This is a genomic window from Kribbella sp. NBC_01510 (assembly GCF_045040325.1).
Lineage (GTDB): Bacteria > Actinomycetota > Actinomycetes > Propionibacteriales > Kribbellaceae > Kribbella.
Genome location: NZ_CP109418.1, coordinates 2962637 through 2983395, shown reverse-complemented (window position 1 = coordinate 2983395; position 20759 = coordinate 2962637). Strand labels below are relative to the sequence as shown.

General features: G+C 65.9%; 18 protein-coding genes. 11 read left to right on the top strand and 7 right to left on the bottom strand.

The genetic code is table 11. The features are described from left to right. Positions 1–9 precede the first annotated feature (9 nt). The 6 genes from OG558_RS14795 to OG558_RS14770 are packed head-to-tail and all read left to right on the top strand — an operon-like array spanning position 10 to position 6266. Positions 10–672 (top strand): RcpC/CpaB family pilus assembly protein, encoded by a 663-nt coding sequence (locus tag OG558_RS14795; RefSeq protein WP_405070781.1) that lies wholly within the window; start codon positions 10–12, stop codon positions 670–672. A gap of 5 nt (positions 673–677) precedes the next feature. Beyond that, positions 678–836 (top strand): hypothetical protein, encoded by a 159-nt coding sequence (locus tag OG558_RS14790; RefSeq protein ID WP_405070780.1) that lies wholly within the window; start codon positions 678–680, stop codon positions 834–836. A gap of 10 nt (positions 837–846) precedes the next feature. Further along, entirely contained in the window at positions 847–2010 is a 1164-nt protein-coding gene (locus tag OG558_RS14785; protein ID WP_405070779.1) for a CpaE family protein, read from the top strand. Next, complete coding sequence (locus OG558_RS14780; RefSeq protein WP_405070778.1) at positions 2007–3410, top strand: CpaF family protein; 1404 nt, start codon at positions 2007–2009, stop codon at positions 3408–3410. Before OG558_RS14785 ends, OG558_RS14780 begins: the two co-directional genes overlap by 4 nt. After that, positions 3407–5350, top strand: a complete 1944-nt coding sequence (locus OG558_RS14775) for a VWA domain-containing protein (protein WP_405070777.1) — start codon at positions 3407–3409, stop codon at positions 5348–5350. The genes OG558_RS14780 and OG558_RS14775 overlap by 4 nt, the downstream gene beginning before the upstream one ends. Before the next feature lies 1 nt (position 5351). Next, positions 5352–6266 (top strand): type II secretion system F family protein, encoded by a 915-nt coding sequence (locus tag OG558_RS14770; RefSeq protein ID WP_405070776.1) that lies wholly within the window; start codon positions 5352–5354, stop codon positions 6264–6266. A gap of 110 nt (positions 6267–6376) precedes the next feature. Here the strand turns inward: OG558_RS14770 and OG558_RS14765 are convergent, their stop codons facing one another. The 3 genes from OG558_RS14765 to OG558_RS14755 form a co-directional block, all read right to left on the bottom strand. After that, the gene (locus tag OG558_RS14765; RefSeq protein WP_405070775.1) at positions 6377–7327 is read right to left on the bottom strand and encodes a DUF3455 domain-containing protein; all 951 of its coding nucleotides are present in this window, start codon (positions 7325–7327) and stop codon (positions 6377–6379) included. Positions 7328–7552: 225 nt separating this feature from the next. Beyond that, positions 7553–8209: a response regulator gene (locus OG558_RS14760; protein WP_405070773.1), complete on the bottom strand. Its 657-nt coding sequence runs from the start codon at positions 8207–8209 to the stop codon at positions 7553–7555. Beyond that, on the bottom strand, positions 8206–9354 hold the full coding sequence (locus OG558_RS14755; protein WP_405070772.1) for a sensor histidine kinase: 1149 nt from the start codon (positions 9352–9354) through the stop codon (positions 8206–8208). Before OG558_RS14755 ends, OG558_RS14760 begins: the two co-directional genes overlap by 4 nt. Positions 9355–9509: 155 nt before the next feature. Between OG558_RS14755 and OG558_RS14750 the strand changes: the two genes are divergently transcribed. From OG558_RS14750 to OG558_RS14740, 3 genes are all read left to right on the top strand, one after another. Beyond that, entirely contained in the window at positions 9510–11702 is a 2193-nt protein-coding gene (locus OG558_RS14750) for an MMPL family transporter (RefSeq protein ID WP_405070771.1), read from the top strand. 145 nt (positions 11703–11847) lie between these two features. Continuing rightward, entirely contained in the window at positions 11848–12372 is a 525-nt protein-coding gene (locus OG558_RS14745; protein WP_405070770.1) for a DinB family protein, read from the top strand. 196 nt (positions 12373–12568) lie between these two features. Then, complete coding sequence (locus tag OG558_RS14740; RefSeq protein WP_405070768.1) at positions 12569–13480, top strand: alpha/beta hydrolase; 912 nt, start codon at positions 12569–12571, stop codon at positions 13478–13480. A 35-nt stretch (positions 13481–13515) separates the two neighbouring features. On the opposite strand, the gene OG558_RS14735 is transcribed toward OG558_RS14740, so the two are convergent. From OG558_RS14735 to OG558_RS14725, 3 genes are all read right to left on the bottom strand, one after another. Next, entirely contained in the window at positions 13516–13971 is a 456-nt protein-coding gene (locus OG558_RS14735) for a hypothetical protein (RefSeq protein ID WP_405070767.1), read from the bottom strand. Positions 13972–14107: 136 nt separating this feature from the next. Then, positions 14108–15553 carry a hypothetical protein gene (locus OG558_RS14730; RefSeq protein ID WP_405070765.1) on the bottom strand — a complete coding sequence of 482 codons (1446 nt, stop codon included), beginning with the start codon at positions 15551–15553 and terminating at the stop codon, positions 14108–14110. 153 nt (positions 15554–15706) lie between these two features. After that, complete coding sequence (locus OG558_RS14725; protein ID WP_405070764.1) at positions 15707–16132, bottom strand: hypothetical protein; 426 nt, start codon at positions 16130–16132, stop codon at positions 15707–15709. A 914-nt stretch (positions 16133–17046) separates the two neighbouring features. Here OG558_RS14725 and OG558_RS14720 point away from each other — a divergent pair. Beyond that, positions 17047–18063 carry a hypothetical protein gene (locus OG558_RS14720; protein WP_405070762.1) on the top strand — a complete coding sequence of 339 codons (1017 nt, stop codon included), beginning with the start codon at positions 17047–17049 and terminating at the stop codon, positions 18061–18063. Continuing rightward, on the top strand, positions 18060–19295 hold the full coding sequence (locus OG558_RS14715) for a hypothetical protein (RefSeq protein WP_405070761.1): 1236 nt from the start codon (positions 18060–18062) through the stop codon (positions 19293–19295). Before OG558_RS14720 ends, OG558_RS14715 begins: the two co-directional genes overlap by 4 nt. On the opposite strand, the gene OG558_RS14710 is transcribed toward OG558_RS14715, so the two are convergent. Continuing rightward, positions 19233–19772 carry a GNAT family N-acetyltransferase gene (locus OG558_RS14710; protein ID WP_405070759.1) on the bottom strand — a complete coding sequence of 180 codons (540 nt, stop codon included), beginning with the start codon at positions 19770–19772 and terminating at the stop codon, positions 19233–19235. The two genes, OG558_RS14715 and OG558_RS14710, sit on opposite strands and share 63 nt — an antisense overlap. Positions 19773–20759 lie beyond the last annotated feature (987 nt).

The following is a 20759-nucleotide window of genomic DNA, read 5'->3' as shown; positions in this document are numbered from 1 at the left end:
GAGAGAACCATGAAACGTCGAGTTTTGACCATCGTGCTGGCGGTCGCGCTGGCCGTACTCGGGACGGCCGCCGTGCTGGTGTACGTCGATCGCGCGGACGCCCGCGCGGTCGCCGGACAGCAAGCGGTGACCGTTCTCGTTGTAGGCAAGGCGATTCCGGCCGGAACCTCTGCCGCTGACGCGAAGGCATCCCTGCACCAGGAGACATTGCCGGCATCGTCGGTGTCGTCGGACGCGGTCATGGAGATCACGCCGGCGCAGGAGTCCCTCGTCACCTCGTCCGACCTCAGCCCGGGCCAACTGCTCCTGAAGTCGACGCTGGTGACCCCCGCACAGGCCACCGGCGGACTGGCGATTCCCGAAGGCAAGGTGGCCGTCACCATCACGCTCTGCAGCCCGGAAGTGGTGGCCGGCAACGTGAAGGCCGGGTCGGACGTCGCCGTCTTCGGTACGGTCGTCGCCGGCAGCGCCGGCGACGTCAGCGCGCAGCCGAACTGCACCGGCCAACACAAACAACAGGGCGGCGGCAAGGCGGTCGCCAAAACCGCGGTCGTCATCCCGAAGGTGCGCGTGATCGCGATCGGCCCGGCCACGTCCGGCACGCCGCAAGACGATGCAAGACGAGCAACAGCTCCTTCTCGCAGGGCGCCGCGTCGGGGCAGAACGACCTGACACTGGTGACCTTCGCCGCGAATCAGATCGACGCCGAACGCCTGATCCAGCTGTCGCAAACCTCGCTGCCGTACCTGGCACTGCTCGGCCCGTCCGCTCAGGTCAAGGTCCAAGACCACAACGAGCCGCTGTTCCCGGTGGCGCCGAAGACCACGAAGAAGTGAGGGCACTGCGATGACCATTCTTTGTCAGCCGGCCGCTGCGCCGGACGACCTGATCTCGAACCTCGGTGGGAACGTTCGGTCGGTCGACGACCTCGATGCCGCGCTCCGCGCCCTGAACGACGACGCCGCCGAGGATCTCGTCGTGGTCGGACCCGATGCCGACGCCCGGGCCGCCCTGCGGTTCGCCGCAGAGCTGCGGTTGGAGCGGCCGGCCACCGGCCTGATCCTGGTCCGCGAGCACGTGGACGTCGACCTGCTCACGGAGGCACTTCGAGCCGGAGTGCGGGAAGTGGTTGCCGCCGGCGACACCGTAGCGCTCGTCGCGGCGTGCGAACGCTCGCGCGCGCTGTCGGGCCGGGTGCGTGTCAACGACGAGCCGGAACCAGAGCACCAGGGCAAGGTCGTCACCGTGTTCGCCGCCAAGGGCGGGTGTGGCAAGACCACCATCGCGATCAACCTGGCCGCGGCGCTGTCCGCGAGCGACGGCATCCGAGTCTGCTTGGTGGACCTCGATCTCTCGTTCGGTGACGTGGCGATCAGCGTTCAGCTCGACCCGGTCCGCACGATCAGCGACGCCTTGCCGATGGCCGGCCATCTCGACACGACAGGTGCGGTCTCGCTGCTGACGTCGTACCGACCTGGGCTGGACATGCTGCTCGCGCCGGTGACCCCCGGCGATGCGGAGAAGATTCCAGCCACGCTGGTCGGCGAGCTGCTCACGGTACTGCGGGGGATGTTCGACTTCGTCGTGGTCGATACGCCGGCGCAGTTCAGCGAGCATGTGCTGACCGCGATGGACGTCTCCGATCATCATGTCCTGCTGACCACACCGGACACACCAGCACTGAAGAATCTGCGAATCACGCTGGACATGCTCGACCTGCTGTCCTACCCGCGCGACATTCGCTCAGTGGTGCTCAATCGCTCCGACTCGAAGGTCGGACTGTCCTCGAGCGATGTCGAGCGCGTGGTCCGCAGTGCCATCAACGGGCACGTGCCGTCCAGCCGCAACGTGCCCATTTCGATTAACAAGGGCACCCCGATCGTGATCGCGACCCCGACTCATCCGGTCAGCCAGGCGATTACTCGGCTCGCGCACGAACGGCTGCTCAACCGGCCGGTTGCGTCGAGGTCCAAGGCGTTCGGACGCCGTGGTGCGGGCAGGCGATCATGAATCTGTCCGAACGACTGGCCAAGCGCCAGGCACCCCCTGGGCAACACTCCCGGACGGTGCCGACGAGTTCACCGAGTCCGCAGACGTCGGCCGACGTACCGCGCCGGGCAGCGCGCAACGCGGACCCGTTCGCCGGCGTGAAGCGCAGCGTGCACCAGGGTCTGCTGGAGAGCCTTGGTCCCAAGCTGTACGACGCTCACCTCGACCAGCACGAACTCGAACAGCAGGTCACGCAAACCCTGCAGGCAGTACTGCAGCGCGATGACACCCCGATGACCGCGGCCGACCGTGCGCGCGTAGCGCAGGAGGTCGCCGACGAGATCCTCGGCCACGGCCCCCTAGAGCCGTATCTGCGTGATGCCGGCGTCTCCGAGATCATGGTCAACGGTCACGACCAGATCTACGTCGAACGCGACGGGCGGCTGACTCCGGTCGACGCGGCGTTCACCGACGAGAGCCACCTGCGTCGCACCATCGACAAGATCGTCTCCCGAGTCGGCCGCCGGGTCGACGACGCCAGCCCGATGGTGGACGCCCGGCTGCCCGACGGCAGCCGGGTGAACGCCGTCGTACCGCCGGTCGCGCTGGACGGGTCACTGCTCACGATCCGGAAGTTCGCCGCCGACCCCTTCACGGTCGACGACCTGATCTCGTTCGGCACGCTGACCGGGCCGGTCGCGGAACTGCTGCAGGCCTGTGTGCGGGGCCGGTTGAACGTCCTGATCGGCGGCGGCACCGGCTCCGGCAAGACGACGACGCTGAACGTGCTGTCATCGTTCATTCCCGATGACGAACGCATCGTCACGATCGAGGACGCCGCCGAGCTACAGCTGCGGCAGGAGCACGTACTGCGGCTCGAGTCGCGTCCGGCGAACGTCGAGAAGCGTGGCGAGATCGCGATCCGCGAACTGGTGCGCAACTCCCTGCGGATGCGCCCCGACCGCATCATCATCGGTGAGGTCCGCGACGGCGCCGCACTCGACATGTTGCAAGCCATGAACACGGGCCACGACGGCTCGATCACGACCGTGCACTCCAACGCGCCACGCGACTCGCTGTCCCGGCTGGAGACCATGGTGCTGATGGCCGGCGTCGACCTGCCGCAGCGGGCGATCCGCGAGCAGATGTCCTCCGCGCTCGACCTCATCGTGCACCAGGCCCGCCTCAAGGACGGGACACGTCGCATCACGCACATCACCGAGGTCACCGGCATGGAGGGTGAGGTCATCACTCTCCAGGACGTGTTCCAGTTCGACTTCCGCGCGGGCGTCGACGAGCACGGCAGCTTCCGCGGCGCCCTGCGGTCGACCGGCCTGCGCCCAGGTTTCCTCGAGCGGCTCGCTGATCGCGGCGTCTACGTGCCGCCGCGGATGTTCGGCGTGGAAGAGGTCTACCGATGACGATCGCGCGACGCATCCGATGGCTGGGTGCCATAGTCCTCGGCTTGGCAGTGGTGCTGCCGGGAATTGCGCACGCGGACGGCAGTCCGTCGGCACGGATCGACTCTGTGCAGGTCAGCCAAGGCCATGCCAGCTTCGTGCTCACGACCGCCAACGTGTCAGGAAAGCTGGACTCGAAGTCGGTGCGCGTCCAGGCAGGCAGCACCTCGCTGCCGGCACAGGTGACGCCGGTGAGCAGCACGACCATGACAGCGGCTCCGCCGCGCGCGGTGGTCATCGCACTGGACACCAGTGGCTCGATGGCCGGCTCGGGGCTTGCTGCGGCGCGTCAGGCCGCGCTCAGCTACCTTGCCAGCCTGCCGAACGACGTAAGGGCGGGCCTGATCACCTTCTCCGACCGGCCTCGTCTCTTGGTCTCGCCGACGACGAACCGCACGCTGGTTCGTGCGGCGTTGGCGCACGTGCAGGCCACCGGCGACACAGCGCTGTACGACGCTGTCCGCGCAGCCGTCGCCACGCTCGATGCCGCCCGCCTCGGCCCGGCAGCCCAGCGCAGACTGGTCGTGCTGTCGGACGGCGTCGACACCTCCAGCAAGGCGAAGCGCACCTCGGTGACAAGGCAGCTCGCGGCGGATCGCGTCCCGGCTGACGTCGTCGCCTTCCGGTACGGCAGCGGCGACGCATCAGCGGCACAGGAGATCGCGTCGGCCGCGGGCGGACGGATACTGACCGCGCAGAACGCCAGTGAGCTGACGGCAGCCTTCGCTGCCGTGGCGCGGAACTTCACTGCGCGCGCGGAGGTCGACGTCACTGTGCCCGACGCGTTGGCAGGCCGTAGTGTCATGCTGCGGGTCGCCATCGGTTCGGTCACCGCCAAGACCATGGTGACCTTCGCCGCGGTCACTCTGCCAACTCCTCCATCGGCGCCGACGAACGCGGTACAGCCGGCTCGGTCGCACCAGACCATCTGGTCATGGCAGCTTCTCGCGCTGCTGGCCGGGGTCTTCTTGATCGTGGTGCTCGCTGTCGTACTACTGCGCTGGCAGGGCTCCCGGGAAGACACTGCGCGTCGGTTGGTCCAGAAGGTCAGCCAGTACGGGCCTCGCCGCGACGAGCACCACACCGGTGAGGTGGAGGGCGCTTCCGCGCGGACCGCGGTCGGACTCGTCGCCCAGGTCCTGCGGTCCAGTGGCGTCGAACAAGGACTTGCCAAGCGGCTCGATCTCGCGGACGTGAAGCGCAAGCCCGCCGAATGGGCGTCGCTGGTCCTCTGCGGCAGTGTGGCGCTGGGGGTCGCCCTGATGCTCGTGGGCGTCAACGAGCTGCTCAGTTTGCCGATCGGACTTCTCGTCGGCTGGCTCGCCCAACATGTCTTCCTCAACATCCGCATCGGGCGCCGCCGTGCGGCCTTCGGTGAACAACTCCCCGATGTGCTGCAGCTGATCGTCGGATCGCTTCGCTCCGGGTTCTCGCTGGCTCAGGCCATCGATGCCGTCGTACGAGACGGCACGCAACCGGCCGCGAGTGAGTTCTCCCGGGCACTCGCGGAGACCAGGATCGGTGTAGATCTCGAGGACGGTCTCACGCACGTTGCGGACCGGATGCACTGCGAGGATCTGCGCTGGGTCGTGATGGCCACCCGGATCCAACGGGAGGTCGGCGGCAATCTGGCCGAGGTACTGACGAACACCGTCGACACCATGCGCGAACGCGCACAGACCCGCCGCCATGTCCGGGCTCTCAGTGCCGAAGGGCGGCTGTCCGGCTACATCATCGTCAGTCTGCCGATTGCGCTCGGTGCGTGGCTGACGTTGAGCAAACCGCAGTACATGAGCCCGCTGTTCACCACACCGATCGGCGTCATGATGGTCGCCGCCTGCGTCGGGCTCATCATCGTGGGCGCGTTCTGGATCCGCGTCCTGATCAAGGTGGAGGCATGAGATGAACCCGACCGTGCTCTTGATCGCGGGAGTCGCCGCGCTCGGCCTCGCCATTGTCATGGCAGTCATCAGCATCACCGCGCGAACTGCCGAAGGGGGCGTCGCCCGGGCACTCGCCACGATCGACAGTCACTACACGCGGCACGCACCGGTGGAGGTCGAGCCGAAGCGCGATCCGTTCGCCGCACTGCCAGGCTGGCTGCGCGGAGTCGCCGTACGCCTGTCGCCCTCAAGCATCAGTACGACGTTGCAGCGCCGGCTCGACCTGGCCGGCAACCCGTCGGGGTTGACGCCCGACCGAGTCCTGGCGGCGAAGGGCCTTGGTCTGTTCATCCTGGGCAGTTTGGGCGGCCTGTACGGGCTTCGGACGATCGGCCTGCTCGTCGTGGGCGCTGCCGTGGCGGCGACCATCGGCTTCTTCCTGCCCGACGTCCTGCTGTACAACGCCGGGATCAAGCGACAGGAGAAGATCCAGAAGGCCTTGCCCGACGCGCTCGACCTGCTCACGGTCTGCGTCGAGGCCGGCCTCGGATTCGACGCGGCGCTGGCGCAGGTCGCCCGGAACACCACCGGCCCGCTGGCTGCGGAGTTCTCCCGGGTGCTGCAGGAGATCCAGATCGGCAAGTCGCGCTCGCAGGCTCTGCGCGCGATGACAGACCGGACGACGGTGCCCGGGCTGCGGTCGTTCGTGTCCGCGCTCGTGCAGGCAGGCGAGCTGGGCATCACCATCGCCGATGTACTGCGTGAACAGGCGAAGGAGATGCGGCTGCGGCGCAGGCAAAGTGCCGAGGAGAAGGCACAGAAGGTGCCGGTGAAGATCCTGTTCCCGCTGGTGTTCTGCCTGTTCCCGTCCATGTTCGTCGTCATCATCGGCCCCGGCGTGATCAGCATCATCAACGTCTTCTTCGGGAAGTAGACGATGGCCTCGACCCCTTCTAGCTCAAGGGGTCGAGGCCATGCTGCCGATCGAACCAGCGTCGCGTCAGATGTGGGCGCGTGGCGACTCCTTCAGATCGCAGTGGCTGGCTAGCCGTTGATGAACACGTAGTCGGCCTGGTACGGGACGTTGACGAGTGGCGTGGCCTGCGGGTCGCAGGTACCGGTCGGCGCGACGCCGCCGACTGTGTTGAGGCGAAGCACCTCGACAGCGTTCGACAGCAGTCCGGAGGAGTCGCCGATCTGGGTGGCGTCGAGGTCCAGTTCGGCGATGTTGCCCGCGCCGTTGGCGTTCTTGGTGACGACCTTGCCGGTGACAGCGCTGCCGTCGGCTGCCTGCCACTGCGGCGGGCCGGCGGCCGGCTGGACGAAGGTGTGGTGGATGCCGCCGGTGAGGCGTGCCTCGACGTTGTTCTGGGTGAAGGCGAAGGTGCCGTCGCGTTGCACGGTGCAGGCGTAGATCTGGCTGCCGAAGATCACCGACTCCTGCACTGCGGCCACTCCGGTCGTGCTGACCGCGTGACTGAGCTGGTGTAGCTGGGCACGTACGGCGCCATTCGGGAAGTCATCGTTTCGCAGGTCGGTGTAGAAGCCGCTCGGGTCTGAGCGCAACGCGTCAAGCACGGTCGGGTCAGTGATGGTGACGCTGCCGGAGGCGAAGCTACCCCCTCCGCTCGGCTTGGTGAACAAAGGCACGACAACAGGCCCGTCCGCTCCTCGACCGGCGGCGTGGATGGCTGCCTCGGTCGGGGTGCTGATGCCGCGCCAGGACACCGAGTAGCTGAGCGTGTTGCCCTGAATGCCGATGAGTTCCAGCGCCTGCCCGTCTGGATCGCCGCCCGTCACCTCGTTGCGGCCCTCCAGGCTCGCGACGAAGGCGGCGGGTGCTGCGGTCGGGTCGCCCGGCACGTTGATCCCCGCCGGCGGTGTCGCCTGGCTGTTCGCTGACGCCGCGCCGACGGCGAGCGTGGCGGACGCGGCAGTCGCGACGAGGGCCGCGCCGATGCCGCGGGCCAGGCGGCGTTTTGTGCTGCTAGACATGACGTTTGTCCTTCCGGATCTGCGGCCGATGCTTGTGCACGGCCCACGCCAGGTAGTACGGCGATCTGCCGGCCGGCGCCCAATCGAAACCTGCGGCAAACCTCACAGCCGCCAAGGTGAACCGAACCGATGCCGCATACGTACCGCGCGAGGGCCTGGTGGTGCAGGATGAGACGGCCTCGACGAGCGGTCCCAAGTCCGCACCCGCCTCACCGACGAGGTGAGCTAGAGCTTGATGCGGCCGGTTTCGTAGGCCCACATGGCGATCTCGACCCGATTCCGGGCGCCCACCTTGCCCATCACGCTGGTCAGGTGAGTCTTCACGGTGCTGAGGCTGATGTGCAGCTCGGTCGCGATCTCGGCGTTGGTCCGGCCGGTGGCCGCGGCGATCAGGACCTGTTCCTCGCGGGTCGTCAGCGGATCGACCGGTTGGACTGGTGTGCGGCCCTTCGGTGGTTCGGAGAACGCGGCCAGCAGCCGTGCGGTGATCTTCGGCGCGATCAGTGCGTCACCGTTGGCGGCGGCGTGGATCGCCTGGACCAGAAGGTCGGGGCCGGCATCCTTGAGCAGGAATCCACGCGCGCCGGCCTTCAGAGCGCCGTACACATACTCGTCGAGATCGAAGGTGGTGATCACCACGATCGCCAGTGGGTCGTCGACGCCGGGGCCGGCGAGTTCGCGGGTCGCCGCGATCCCGTCCAGGCCGGGCATCCTGATGTCGAGCAGGCACACATCGGGCCGCAGCCGGCGGGCGAACTGGACCGCTTCCAGGCCGTCGGCCGCCTGACCGACCACCTCGATGCCGGGCTGCGCATCGAGGATCATCGCGAGTCCGGTCCGGACGAGATCCTGGTCGTCGGCGACGAGTACGCGGATCGTCATCGGCCGACCGCCGTTCGCGGCAGCACCACGTCGACGGACCAGCCCCGGTTCGCATCGGGTCCCGCGGCGAACGTACCGCCGAGCAGCGTGGCCCGCTCGGTCATCCCGACCAAGCCATAGCCGAGCGAGTTCCGGGGCGCCGACGTGGCCTCTCCGTCGTCGCGGACGGTCAGCCGGACGGAGTCGTCGTACGACGTCAGCCGGACGTCGATGCGAGTTGCCTGCCGGGCGTGCCGTACGGCGTTCGTGATCGACTCCTGCGCGATGCGATAGATCGCGGCACCGACCGCCGGCCCGAGGTCGTCGAGGTCACCCGACACCTCGACCTCGACCCGCGGCCGGTCCCCGACGCTGCGGGCGAGCCGCTCCAGGTCGGCCACCCCTGGTTGTGGAGCCAACGCCGCCGTTCCGTCATCGCGCAGTACGCCGACCATCGTCCGCATCTCGGCGAGAGTACGCGTGCCCTCCGCCTCGATGATGGCGAGCGCATCGACCGCGGCTTCCGGGCGGGTGGCCGCGACGGCTCGGCCGGCCTGGGCCCGGATGACGATGGCCGAGACGTGATGAGCGACCGTGTCGTGCAACTCCCGGGCCAGCTGCTCGCGCTCCCGGAGTCGGACCTGATCCAGCTCGCGGAACCGGGCGGACCACCAATACCGGACCGCGGCCCCGACTGTCGCCGGGAACAGCAGGAACATGCTGCCGGCGGCGGCTTCGCCGTACCCGGTGAAGTCACTGATGATTCCCAGCACCAGCGCCACGAGGATGAACGCGAGCCCGATGAGGATCTCGCGGCCGGATCCCCAGCGAACGAGTGAGTACGGCAGTAACACCACGCAGATCATCGAGTACAGACCGAAGGTCGCGTCCCCACTGATCAGGGCCGCGATGTTGACCACGATGAGGGCGCCGAACACGGCGGCCACCACGGCCAGCGGGTGGGTACGACGCCACAGGAGAGCGCACACGGTAGCCACAGCGAGCGCCACCGCGACGGGCCTCCAGACCACGTCCTCACGGAGTATGCCTTCGAGAACGACCGCCGTCAGCAGACCGCCGACGAGCACCCAGTCGCGCCACACCCGCCTGGGTGGGTCGGGCGCTCGCGGCTCGGCCAGCAGCGAGCGGACGGCGTTTCTCACCATGCCCACAGCGTAGGGACTCCGGGCGCCGAGCGGATCGGCTCAAAGTACGGGACGCGACCCGGCTGATCGGCCGAGGGAAGTCCGGCTCATCGCCTGAGGTGGTGGCCGGCCCCACGCCCACACGATGAGTCCAACTCTCGCTGAAGGGATCTGTGATGAGGTCGAATCTGTACAGACTGGGCCGGTACGCCGCACGTCGGCCCTGGGTCGTGATCGGGGCGTGGCTGGTGGTAGCGGCGCTCGTGGTCGCGGCATCCGGCGCCTTCGGCAAGAAACTCGAGGAATCGTTCGGAGCACCTGGTGTCGACTCGCAATCCGCGACCGATCTGCTGTCGGCCGCGGGAGCGGATCAGGCCGGGCTGACCGCGCAGGTAGTCGTGACTCCGCTCGACGAGGAAGCCACGCTCAACTTACCCGAGCTGCGCGCAGCCATGACGCGGGTCCAGTCGACCGCGGCTTCGTTGCCACACGTGCTGGAGGTCGGCGACCCCGTCATCTCGCCGGACGGCCGGGTCGGGCTCATCCGGCTTCAGTATCCGGTGCTCGACAAGCTGGAGCCAAGCGACCTCAAACAGCTCAAGACCCTGACAGCGGTGGCATCTCCGCTGCGGATCGAGCTGGGCGGGGATCTGTTCTCCGCGTTCGAGGAGGGCCCGGCCGGCCTCAGCGAGGCGTTCGGGTTGATCACGGCGATGGTCATCCTGCTGCTCGCGTTCGGATCGATCATCGCGATGGGGCTGCCGATCGGGATGGCCGTGTTCGGCCTAGTGCTGGCGATCAGTTCGCTGTCGTTGGTCACATATCTCATCGAGCTGCCCAGTTGGGCGCCCGTACTCGGCAGCATGATCGGACTCGGCGTGGGCATCGACTACGCGCTGCTCATCGTCACCCGGCACCGCGAGTACCTCGCTCGCGGGATGGAGGTCGAGGAGTCGGTCGGGCGTGCTGTCGCCACGGCCGGGCAGGCTGTGCTCTTCGCTGGTGGCACAGTGGTGATCGCGATCCTCGGTCTGGTGGTGGCCGGCGTACCGTTCATGACCGCCGGCGGGATTGCCATCTCACTCATCGTGCTGACCATGGTGCTCGCTTCGCTCACCTTGCTACCCGCGTTCCTGGGTCTGGTCGGGCACTGGATCAATCGCCTTCGAGTACGGCGGATGCAGGCGTCCCCTGGTTCGGGTTGGCAGCGGTGGGCGGGGCATGTGTCCAGGCACGCCGCCGCCTACGCCGTCGGCGCCACCGTCCTGCTGCTGGCGCTGGCCGCACCCGTGCTCGCACTCCGCGTCGGTACGCCCGATGAGGGCACCCTTCCGGTGCAGCGCACCGAGCGCCGGGCGTACGACCTGGTTGCCGCGGGATTCGGTGCCGGTAGCAACGGTCCGCTGGTGATCGCCGTCGACGTCTCGCGAGATGCGAGCGTCGTACAACCCCTGTTCAAGGCCGTCCGGGCCGATCGGGGCATCGCGTCGGTCGCACCTCCGCAGGTGAATACCGCGGCGGGCGTCGCGACGTTGATCGCCGTACCGACGACCGGACCGCAGGACGATGCCACGATGACGACGGTCGAGCGGCTTCGCGCGGAGGTCTTCCCCTCGGTACTGCGGGACAGTCCGGCGAAGGCCCATGTCGGTGGTCAGACGGCGACCCAGGCGGATGTGGGTGCAAAGGTCAACGATCGGCTGCCGTGGTTCATCGGCGCGGTGATCCTGTTGTCCGTCGTGCTTCTCACGGTGGTCTTCCGCTCGGTCGTCGTACCGCTGAAGGCTGCTGCGATGAACCTGCTCAGCATCGGCGCGTCCTTCGGCGTCATGGTGATGATCTTCCAGTGGGGTTGGGCCGCGAACCTGATCGGGCTGGAGTCGACCATTCCGATCCTCCCGTTCATCCCGATGTTCATGTTCGCCGTGGTGTTCGGGCTCTCGATGGACTACGAGGTCTTCCTCCTCAGCCGGATCCGTGAGGAGTACGTCCGGACCGGTGACAACACCCCCTCGGTCGTCCACGGCATCACCACCACCGGCCGCGTGATCACCTCGGCAGCGCTCATCATGATCGCGGTCTTCGTCAGCTTCTCTCTTGCCGACGACCCAACGGCCAAGATGTTCGGCCTGGGCCTGGCCACCGCCGTCTTCATCGATGCGACCATCGTGCGACTGGTTCTCGTGCCGGCCTTGATGAAGCTGCTGGGCAACGCGAACTGGTGGATGCCTGCCTGGCTCAACCGGCGACCGGTGACCGGGGTCGGCGTCATGCTTCCTGACATCGCGGGGACCGCTGTCGAACCGTACCCAACACGGGTTGCGCGGCATCCGGGCCACCACCGGCCGCGCGGGGACCGCATCGGCTAGCGTCTGCGCTGTCGAGATTCTCGGCCCTGTCGATCTGCGATCGGTTGAGGCATCGGAGAAGTAGGTGGCGCGATTGGTCAGCGGGAGCGTGCCGATCCGAACGAGATCGATGAGGGCTATGGAGGGCTGCGGAGTGAGTGGCGTTGTGATCGAGAAGGTCGTCAGGCCTGCGCGTCGGTTGTCGGGGTCGTGGCTGGAGGTGATCAGCTCGAATCTCGAGTATCATCGGGCGACCTTCTTGTGGAAGTGCGAAGGGCTCTCGGAGGCTCAGCTGCGGCAACGGGCTTTGGCGTCGACGGAGTTGACCCTGCTGGGGCTCATGCGCCATGTGCAGGGAGTCGAGCGGTACTGGTTTCAGCGCAGGCTTGCGGATGCGGCTCCTCGGTTCTTTCCCTATCGGACCTATATCGCGGGTGATGGGGGCGAGTGGTTCGATGAGGCGGATCCCACGCCGGCCAAGAATGTCTACGCGGATTACCTGGCGGCCTGTGACGAGTCACGGGAGGTGTTCGCGAAGGTCACTGAGAACCTCGGGCGCATTGTGCCGAGCCCGGAGTTCGGGGACACGGATGTGCGGTTCATCCTCGAGCACGTGATCGAGGAGTACGCACGCCATGTGGGTCACGCAGACCTCCTCCGCGAAGCCATCGACGGCACCACCGGGGAATAGGCCGGCAGCCCCTGCCCCGGGCAACGGGTTCTGACCGGTCACGCGAATCACTGGGATCAGGTGATGCCTGCTCACCTGCCGTACGGCGAGCCTGGTTGTGGCCCGCCTCTCCGGCAGGAGATTGCAGCGGTGGATTGACGTTGGCGAGCCCGCAGGGGACCGCTCCCGAACCGACCCACCCGAAGGGAGTTTCTCCGTGAGCACCGAGCAGCGACAGAACCTCGAAGCAATGCTGCGACAGTCAGCCTTCCCCACCGATATCGACCTCAACGAGCAACGCCGACTGCTCCGGGAGTTGCTCTCGGCGCAGCCGCTGCCGGCCGACGTGACCGTGACCGCAGCCACGCTGGGCGGTGTCCCGACCGCCGAGATCACTATCGACGGAGTCGAACCTCGCCACGTTGTTCTCTACTTCCACGGCGGCGTCTACGCACTGGGGGACGCCTTCCTCTCCGCTGACCTGGCCTCGCAGGTCGGCCGGCGTACGCGCGCCAAAGTCATCTCCGTCGACTATCGGCTCGCACCCGAGCATCCGTATCCGGCGGCGGTCGACGACGCGCTTGCCGCCTACGAGGCCCTTCTGCAGAACGGCATTGACCCTTCGGACATCGTCTTCGTAGGAGAATCCGCCGGTGGTGGGCTCGCCGTCGCCACGCTGATCAACGCCCGAGATCACGGGCTGCCGTTGCCGGCCGCGGCTTTCGTCATGTCGCCGTACGCCGACCTCACGCTGACCGGGTCGACCATGGAGACCAAGCGTGAGGTCGATCCCTTGATGAGCCGAGAGAACCTCCAGGCCCGAGTGACCGACTATGCGTCGGGACAAGACACCGCCCTTGGTCTCATCAGCCCGATCTTCGCCGATCTGTCCGGCCTGCCGCCCCTGGTCATCCAGGCCGGAAGTCATGAGGTACTCCTCGACGACGCCGTACGCCTCGCGCAACAAGCCGCCACAGCCGACGTCGAGGTCACCCTGGACATCACTCCCGGCGTACCGCACGTTTTCCAGGCCTACTACCCGATCCTCGACGAAGCTGCCGCCGCGCTGGACAGAGCCGGCCAACTCCTAACAACCCATCTCGCCGCCGCAGAACACATCACCGCCTAGCGGACAGAACACAAGCTGTCGCATGACCCAGGGCTCTAGATTCCAGGTCGTAGGCGGCCGAAGAGGATGCGGCTCAGGAGGCCGGCCAGGATTAGGGCAAGTAGCCCTGTCAAGGCGACCACGGAGATGATGCAGGCTACGTTTCTGGCTAGCGATAGGCGTGGGGTCGAGCGGGTGAAGCCGTCGGTCAGGATGGCGAGTGTTGCAAGGATCGCGAAGCCGATGGCGGCGAGAACAAGTACGACGATGTGGTGGCCGCCGAGCGTGGCGGTGGCGGTGAACTTCGACGTCCGGTCAAGCCACGATCCGACAGTGTGCATCCAAATCACCGTCGCCAGATCGGCCGCCATCACAAACCACAGGGACATCGAGGGCCGGGACGCCATGCGCGCCCCTACCTGGATCAGCCCGTCGTGCCTTTGGTTGTCAGGTGCGCCGGCGGCCCGAAGATCCCGCCGCCTGTTCAGACTGCTTGCTCTGGTGATCGACATGGCCTGCTCCTGGCTGCACCGAGCCACGTCCGCTCCCGACAACGGACGTGCGCCCTGATCAAACCATCAGTGACCGCACCTCATTGAGCGAAAGAACGATGCCGTGACGGCATCATCACGCGAGAGGGCAACCCCGTCAGCGATTCGCGTGCACAGCCGCGAGCTCCGCCACGAGCAGTTCACCCGCTCCTTCGGCCGACCTGAACCACCGATGGGCAACAGTCTGCGAGTCCCCACCCGGACGCTCGATCAGTTGTGCGAGCTCTGTCGGCGTCGGCCCTCCGAAGAATGCCGGCTGATCGGCGTCACTGGTCTGCATGAGTACGTCGACCAGCTGCGCCAGCCGACGTTTGCGCATCTTCACACCCCGCGACAGACGTGCCTCGGCCGCCGCCCGGCGCCACTCACCAAGGACGAACTGCGCACGTCGTTGCCGCAGCAGGGCGCTGTCGGTGTCGGTCCGCGCCGGGGCCGCCTCGCTGTCCGGGTCGAAGACATCTGCGCGCAGAAACTCGAGCGGCGCCCCGCGCAGCGGCACTACCTCCGTGAAGACCGGAGTCCGCACCCCGAGCCGCTCGGCCTCGCGACCCGCTCTAAACGTCAGCAACACCGGCTCCTGCGCTGCGCCTGATCTGCTGTCGACCAGGCGAACCATCAGGCGATCCGCGAGTACGACGGACTGTCGGCCTGAACCGAATGCGGGCACGATCACGCGAACCGCCGAACCCTCGCGCGACATCACCATCCGGATTTCCTGGGCCTGCACATCGGTATCGACGATGCGAGCTCGCAACTGACGCGGGTCCACCGAACTGGTCAGCGCCACCTTGCCGACGTGCGGCCTGTCACTCAACTGGTAGGTCACGGAGCGATCAGGCAGCTTGAAGGTACCGACGACAGGCGCCTCGGCCTTCAGGCTCGCCCACGCATGTACGACAGCCTCCAGCTCCTCGTCCGGCCCGTCGACCACCCGACGGCTGAGAATCGCGTACCCGCTCACGAGGCGTGAGAGCCCGGAGAACAGGGCACGGGGCAACGGTGCCGTCGACTCAGTCAACTCGGTCAAATAGTCGGCGAACCCGTTGGCCGATCGGCGCGCCAGCACGAGCGCCTGACCAGTCAGATCCCGCCGGAGCAAGCTCGCCGGGAGCGACTTAGCCGCCTGGGCTCGGACCACTGCCCGCTCCGCGTCCACCAACGCCTGATCCAAGGGAAGTTGCAGCCACCAGTCCAACGCGTCAATGACAGCGATCCTGCGCCAGGGCCGTGCAGGCGTGAACTCGATCGACAGCTCACTCTCAACATGCGGCCGGCCTGAAGCGAGCCGATCGGCGCGGAGTTGCGTGAGGCGTCGTACGGCGTCCTGTCCGATCACCGAGTCCAGCAGGACCAGGTCGGTCTGTTCCCACCGGTGCACCATGACGGATCGCCACCGATCGAGGTCGGCCAGGTCGACCTCGACATCGAGACCCGGCCCGAGCTGGGTCGTCCGGACGAGATCGGCCGGCTTTTGCTCTGCGAGGCGAACCTCGGCCGCGAGACCCCGGTTGCCGCTCTCAGGCGCGGTCAGGAAGGCGAACATCAGGTCGAACCCTCCTTCGCGCGCTGCCGGGTGAATCCTCGACATCGTTGACGATTTCAACGATGTCGACGCCGACCATGCGATGGAACACGGTTCCCCAAAGGGTATGACTGAAGCGATCGAATGGTAAAGACCGCGCAGGGGCGGCGTCGATCAAGCTGGCTGCGCCATCATCCAGGCCAGCTGTGCCCCCTTGCGTGCTGGAATCCCAGCAGGCGTCGCCGAGCCCACCCACGGAGGTCGTCGACGGATTGCCAGTTCGTCCATCGCCATCCGGCGCAAGCCGTAGTACTGGTCGGCCCGATCCCAGACCGCTCGAGTCATCCCACCGGCCGTCGGACGCCGAAGATGGCGCAGATCGGTCGCGCTGCGCAGGAATCCGTCACGCCGTCGATCGCGAAACTCATCGATGCGCGCTTCCATCGACGCGCTCTCGTCGTCCGGCGGTTCCTCCTGCATCCAGCTCTCACGATCACACTCGACCCAGCACAGGTACTCGACAAATGCCAATAGAAGAATGTGCCTGTCCTGAGTGAGACCAACAGGGCTCTCGGCAGCCTGCCGACGAAGCCGGCTCAACTCGCCCTGCTCACGCCAGATCAGCCGGACGGTGCGGAAAGCCGCCCCCGTCTGTCCGCCGGGGTTTGGTGGTAGCACGAACCGAACGACGTCGGCACCTTTCGCCGGCAAGACGGGGACAGCCGGCTGACGGCGGTGCACACTTGCCGCCGCAATCCCGAGAGTCGTCCAGGCCCGGCCGTGCTCACCCGCCGCGCGGCACGACATCGCTCGCGCGACTGTCCGCAGATCGGCTCCGATGTAGGCATCTGTCAGTTCGCCCTCGGAAAGGATCCGCCACGCGGTCCGCCAATTGCCGAGCTCCAGCGCGTCGATCGCGGCGACCTCGCCTGGAACGGTGTTCATGGCCGTGGCGGATCGTCACGAACCACGCCCCACGTACTGGCCTGATCCTGGATGACGAAGCGTCCTCGCACTCTTTCGACGAGGTAGGGCCGAACGCCCCGGAAGGGCGAAGGCGTCGCGGTGAGCATGTGTGCTGCTGCGAAGGATCTGCTCATGGGGCACCTGCTTCGGTCAGTCACGCCGGTCTGGATCCTCGTCGGCTCCCGTTCGTCGGTTCTTCAGTGACTTCAGTTGACTACAGATCGAGTTAGGTAAAACGATACTGAAGTGGGGTGTAGTCGGCGCAGTGTGCGGCGAGTCCATCACAGTCTGATCACGAAACGGACGTCTGAGTAGCAGGGGGTACCGGTAGCGAGTTGGTTGAGTAGTCTCCCTTTCCAACTTCACCTGTAGTCGGGTGTAGCGCAGTAGACACCCACGTCGCCTGCGCTGGCTAATCCTTCGGAGTGACAGTGGCCCCCTCACCAGAGGCCGTACGATTCGCCAGGCGGCTCCGGGACCTGCGCGAATCTCACCGGCTGACCCAGGCCATCCTGGCGCGCGCGCTGAGCGACGACACTCGGGTCGCGGTGGCGACGATCAGCTCTTGGGAATCGCTGACCAACCCCAAGCTGCCGCCCACCGACCGTTTGCGTTCCTACGCCATGTTCTTCTCGCGGAAGCACGACGCCGACGGCACGCCACATCTGCCGCGTGATCGCGATCTAACCGCGGACGAACGGGAGCGCTTCCAAGAGCTTCACCAAGAGCTCGTCGAACTCCGCGAGGCAGTTCGCAACCAGGGCGTCTCATCAATCGTCGGCTCCTATACCTGGGATTTCGAGCGAGGTCCGATCACGATCATCTGTCCGGAAGCGCCGACGGCGGGGCGTTCTCCGCTGGCGGACGAAGGAAATCCCAACCACACAAAGTTGTATCGATACGCCGACCTAGATTCGCTGATTGAACTCTGGGGTCACATCCGCGCCTCCAATCCAGAGCTGAAGGTGGCACACCGCTTACCCGGTGAGGTGGTTGCGGACGACTTGTCGGGCCACCTCATCGTGCTGGGCGGCGTCGGGTGGAACCTCATCACGAATCGCCTGCAGAGAGTGCTGAGCGAGCTGCCTGTTGAGCAGATCGAGGTCCCGGATCTAGCAAACGGCGAAATCTTCAGATCCAACGGTCCAGGTGGCCGTGATTACCGTCCTCAGTGGGAGGATCGGGAGGACACCGAGCAGGAAGTCATTGACACTGCGCAAATCGAGGAGCAACAAGCCGAGGACGCGTGGCGCGGCGGCAAGCGTCTCGAGCTCGTCGAGGACGTCGCGCTCTTGGCACGGTTGCGCAACCCGTTCAACCACAGCCGCACTATCACCATCTGCAATGGTGTGTACAGCAGTGGAGTGCTGGGCGCGGTTCGCACCCTGACGGATGTCGCCGTTCGGGAGCGGAACGAGGCATATATTGCCAATCGGTTCCCTGGTGGCTCATTCGCGTTGCTCATGCGGGTCCCAGTCGTCAATGGCGAGGCGATATCGCCCGACCTGGAGATTCCTGAGAACCGCCTCTACGAGTGGTCACCCGCTGAGGAGACCGCTGGATGAGCCGCCAGATCAGGCACGGACAGTCGCATGCATCCTTGCTCCGCGATGTGTCCACTTCGGTCGTACCGTCAAGCCGCAGCCGCCTGGACGTCATCGTTGTCCCCACCGCTCGGCCGTCATCAGCCTTGCAGAATGTCATAAACCTGTCGGCGACGCTGTCGGTCCCACTGGTCATTCTTTGCAGCCGGCAAGCGAATGTAGGGCAGGTCGCACAGCGTGTGGAGAAGACGTTCGGTGCACGCGCGCTAGTTATCGATGTACCCGACGGATACCAGCTGTTGGACAAGCCGCACTTGACGTCGGCGCCGCACCTCCGACAGGCGTGCGCGGAGCGTTCCAGCGACCTCAGCGTCAAACGCAACGTCGGCCTCCTCCTAGGTCGCTTGAGGGGCTGGAACAAGATTCTCTTCGTCGATGACGACATCAACCAGCTCCGCCCGCTGCACGTCGAGCAGGTCTCGAGCGTCCTCGATCGTCACGCCGTGGCGTCGATGGCCAGCCGTGAGTTCCCAGACAACTCGGTTGTCTGTCATGGCCGACGCCTCGCCGGTCTCGATCAGGACGTATTCGTCAGTGGCGCTGTGCTAGGAGTCAATCTGCAACATCCGGCGCTGTCGTTCTTCCCGGACATCTACAACGAAGACTGGTTCTTCTTCGCGCGTCATGCCGCCGCACGGTGCCTGCCCAAGGTTGGCGAGGTTCGACAAGCTGAGTACCTGCCCTTCGCCGATTCGGGGCGTGCGGAACGTGAGGAGTTCGGAGATCTGCTCGCCGAGGGTCTTTATGCGCTCTTCGAGAGCACACCGCGCTGGGACTTCAAGGAGCAACTGACGGCCGCGTCACGGAAGAGCCACTGGCAAGACTTCAGGGAGATTCGCGCGCAGACGATCCAAGAAGCTATCGACAAACTCTGGTGGCAGCAGTCGACGGCCGGCGCAGTGCACAACCGAACGATGCTGGATGCTGAAGATTCGCTGCGATACGCCGAGAAGCAGTTGTCAGGCATCACGGCTGACCTTTGTGTCGACTTCATCCAGAGTTGGCAGGAAGATGAGCACCGCTGGCAGCAGGTCCTGCGACGCCATACCGCAGCGCTCAGTCAGCGTGACGCTCTCTCCGAACTCGGTCTGTCGACGTCGATCCCTTGCGGCTATGGCATCAACTCGATGTCATTCGGCGCCGTCGGTTCGAAACCTAAATCGGATCTCACTGCGGCCGGAGCCGTCAGCTAGAGGCTGGCGCTCACCGGTCGGGTGAAAACCTAGACGTTCGTACACCTTGCGTGCCGGTACATTGTCGTTCAGGACCCAGACCAGCCAATCCGTGATCCTCGGTTCTGCATCCTCCAGGTAGCGCAGCATCGCACGGAGGGCGCCTGTCCCACGATCTCCCGGATCGACCCACACGGACTCGAAATGACGCTCGTCAGGCGGACGCTCGTCGACCCGGACCGCGCGCGCCAAGCCGAACACCCGGTCGCCTTCCTGGGCAACGACCCACAGCGAGCCGGCGAAGCGACGGCGCCAGTTCGCCTCGGGCCAGGACTCTTCATCCTCGTAATCGGCGAGGTAGGCCGCTGGGGAGTCCTTCAGGGCTCGGAGGCGAACGTCTCGCAGAAGTTGCCAATCATCGGCATCGAGCGCCCTGAGTTCCATCGCGCCGCCCCCTCCATCACGCAACTCGTGCCCTGCCGTCGGGCGCAGCGTCAACCGATCAGCAAGAGCCCGTCCAGTGATCGTTTGAGCTACTGCGACAGGACATCCATCACAGTGCGACCTTGCCACGAGATCGCGAAACAGTTAAGGGCAATCCGGCCCGAACCGCAAGCCAAGCATGTGCGAGCGCTCAGGAAGTTGGGAAATCCCGTGAAGATCTTGTTGCCTTTCACATGCATTTTCCAGTATCGAGAACGCAGCTAGTCGCGTATCGATCGACTCAGTACCAAACGGTTCTCCTCGGTCGGACTGGAGGCCGCCCCTGATCGCCGATGAGAGACGATGCATTCGAATCCTTCGGGGTGCGTCCGGCTCAGTTCGGCCATCCGCACGATGTCGTTCACGGCTAGAAACCCTGCGGCCACGCAGCCGAATCCATAGGCACCGGCCAAGATGACCACCAATCTTCCTTCTTGGTAAGGACTTGGCGCCCTGATCAGGATGCCGTAATCCCAGGCCTTCCCTCCTCCGATACTCGCAACGTACTGCTGCCCATAGACCAGATCCTGAACTACATTCCGATCAGAGTCGTCTCTGGCAATTTGTCACTCTGCTTTGCAGAAGAGATAGCAACTCCTTCGTTATTCCATTGACGTCAGGTCCACCGACCACGATCAGATGATCTTTCCTGCGCTCGCCCAACTCGTCCTCAGATCGAACCGGAAGGGTCTTCGGCAGTCCGGCCCTGGCAAGACCGGCCTGAACCCGGACGATTGCCTCGTGATCGCCCTTTCCCATGAGTCCCGACGGTTCCGCGTCTGCCAGGTGCTTCTCGAGATGGGGAAGCAGGTGGATCGCCTGTTGCCGTAGGTGTGCGGGCACTCGCTCCGGAAGGGATTCGCACAGCATGCCCGCACTCACTCCGCCCTCGACTATGCACGACTCCTCAGTGAGGAACGGTCGCCACATAGCCTGGATGTCCTTGGAGCCTGTTCGTTTACGTGACATTCGCCAGCCCGCAGTCAAGATGCCTCCGATTGC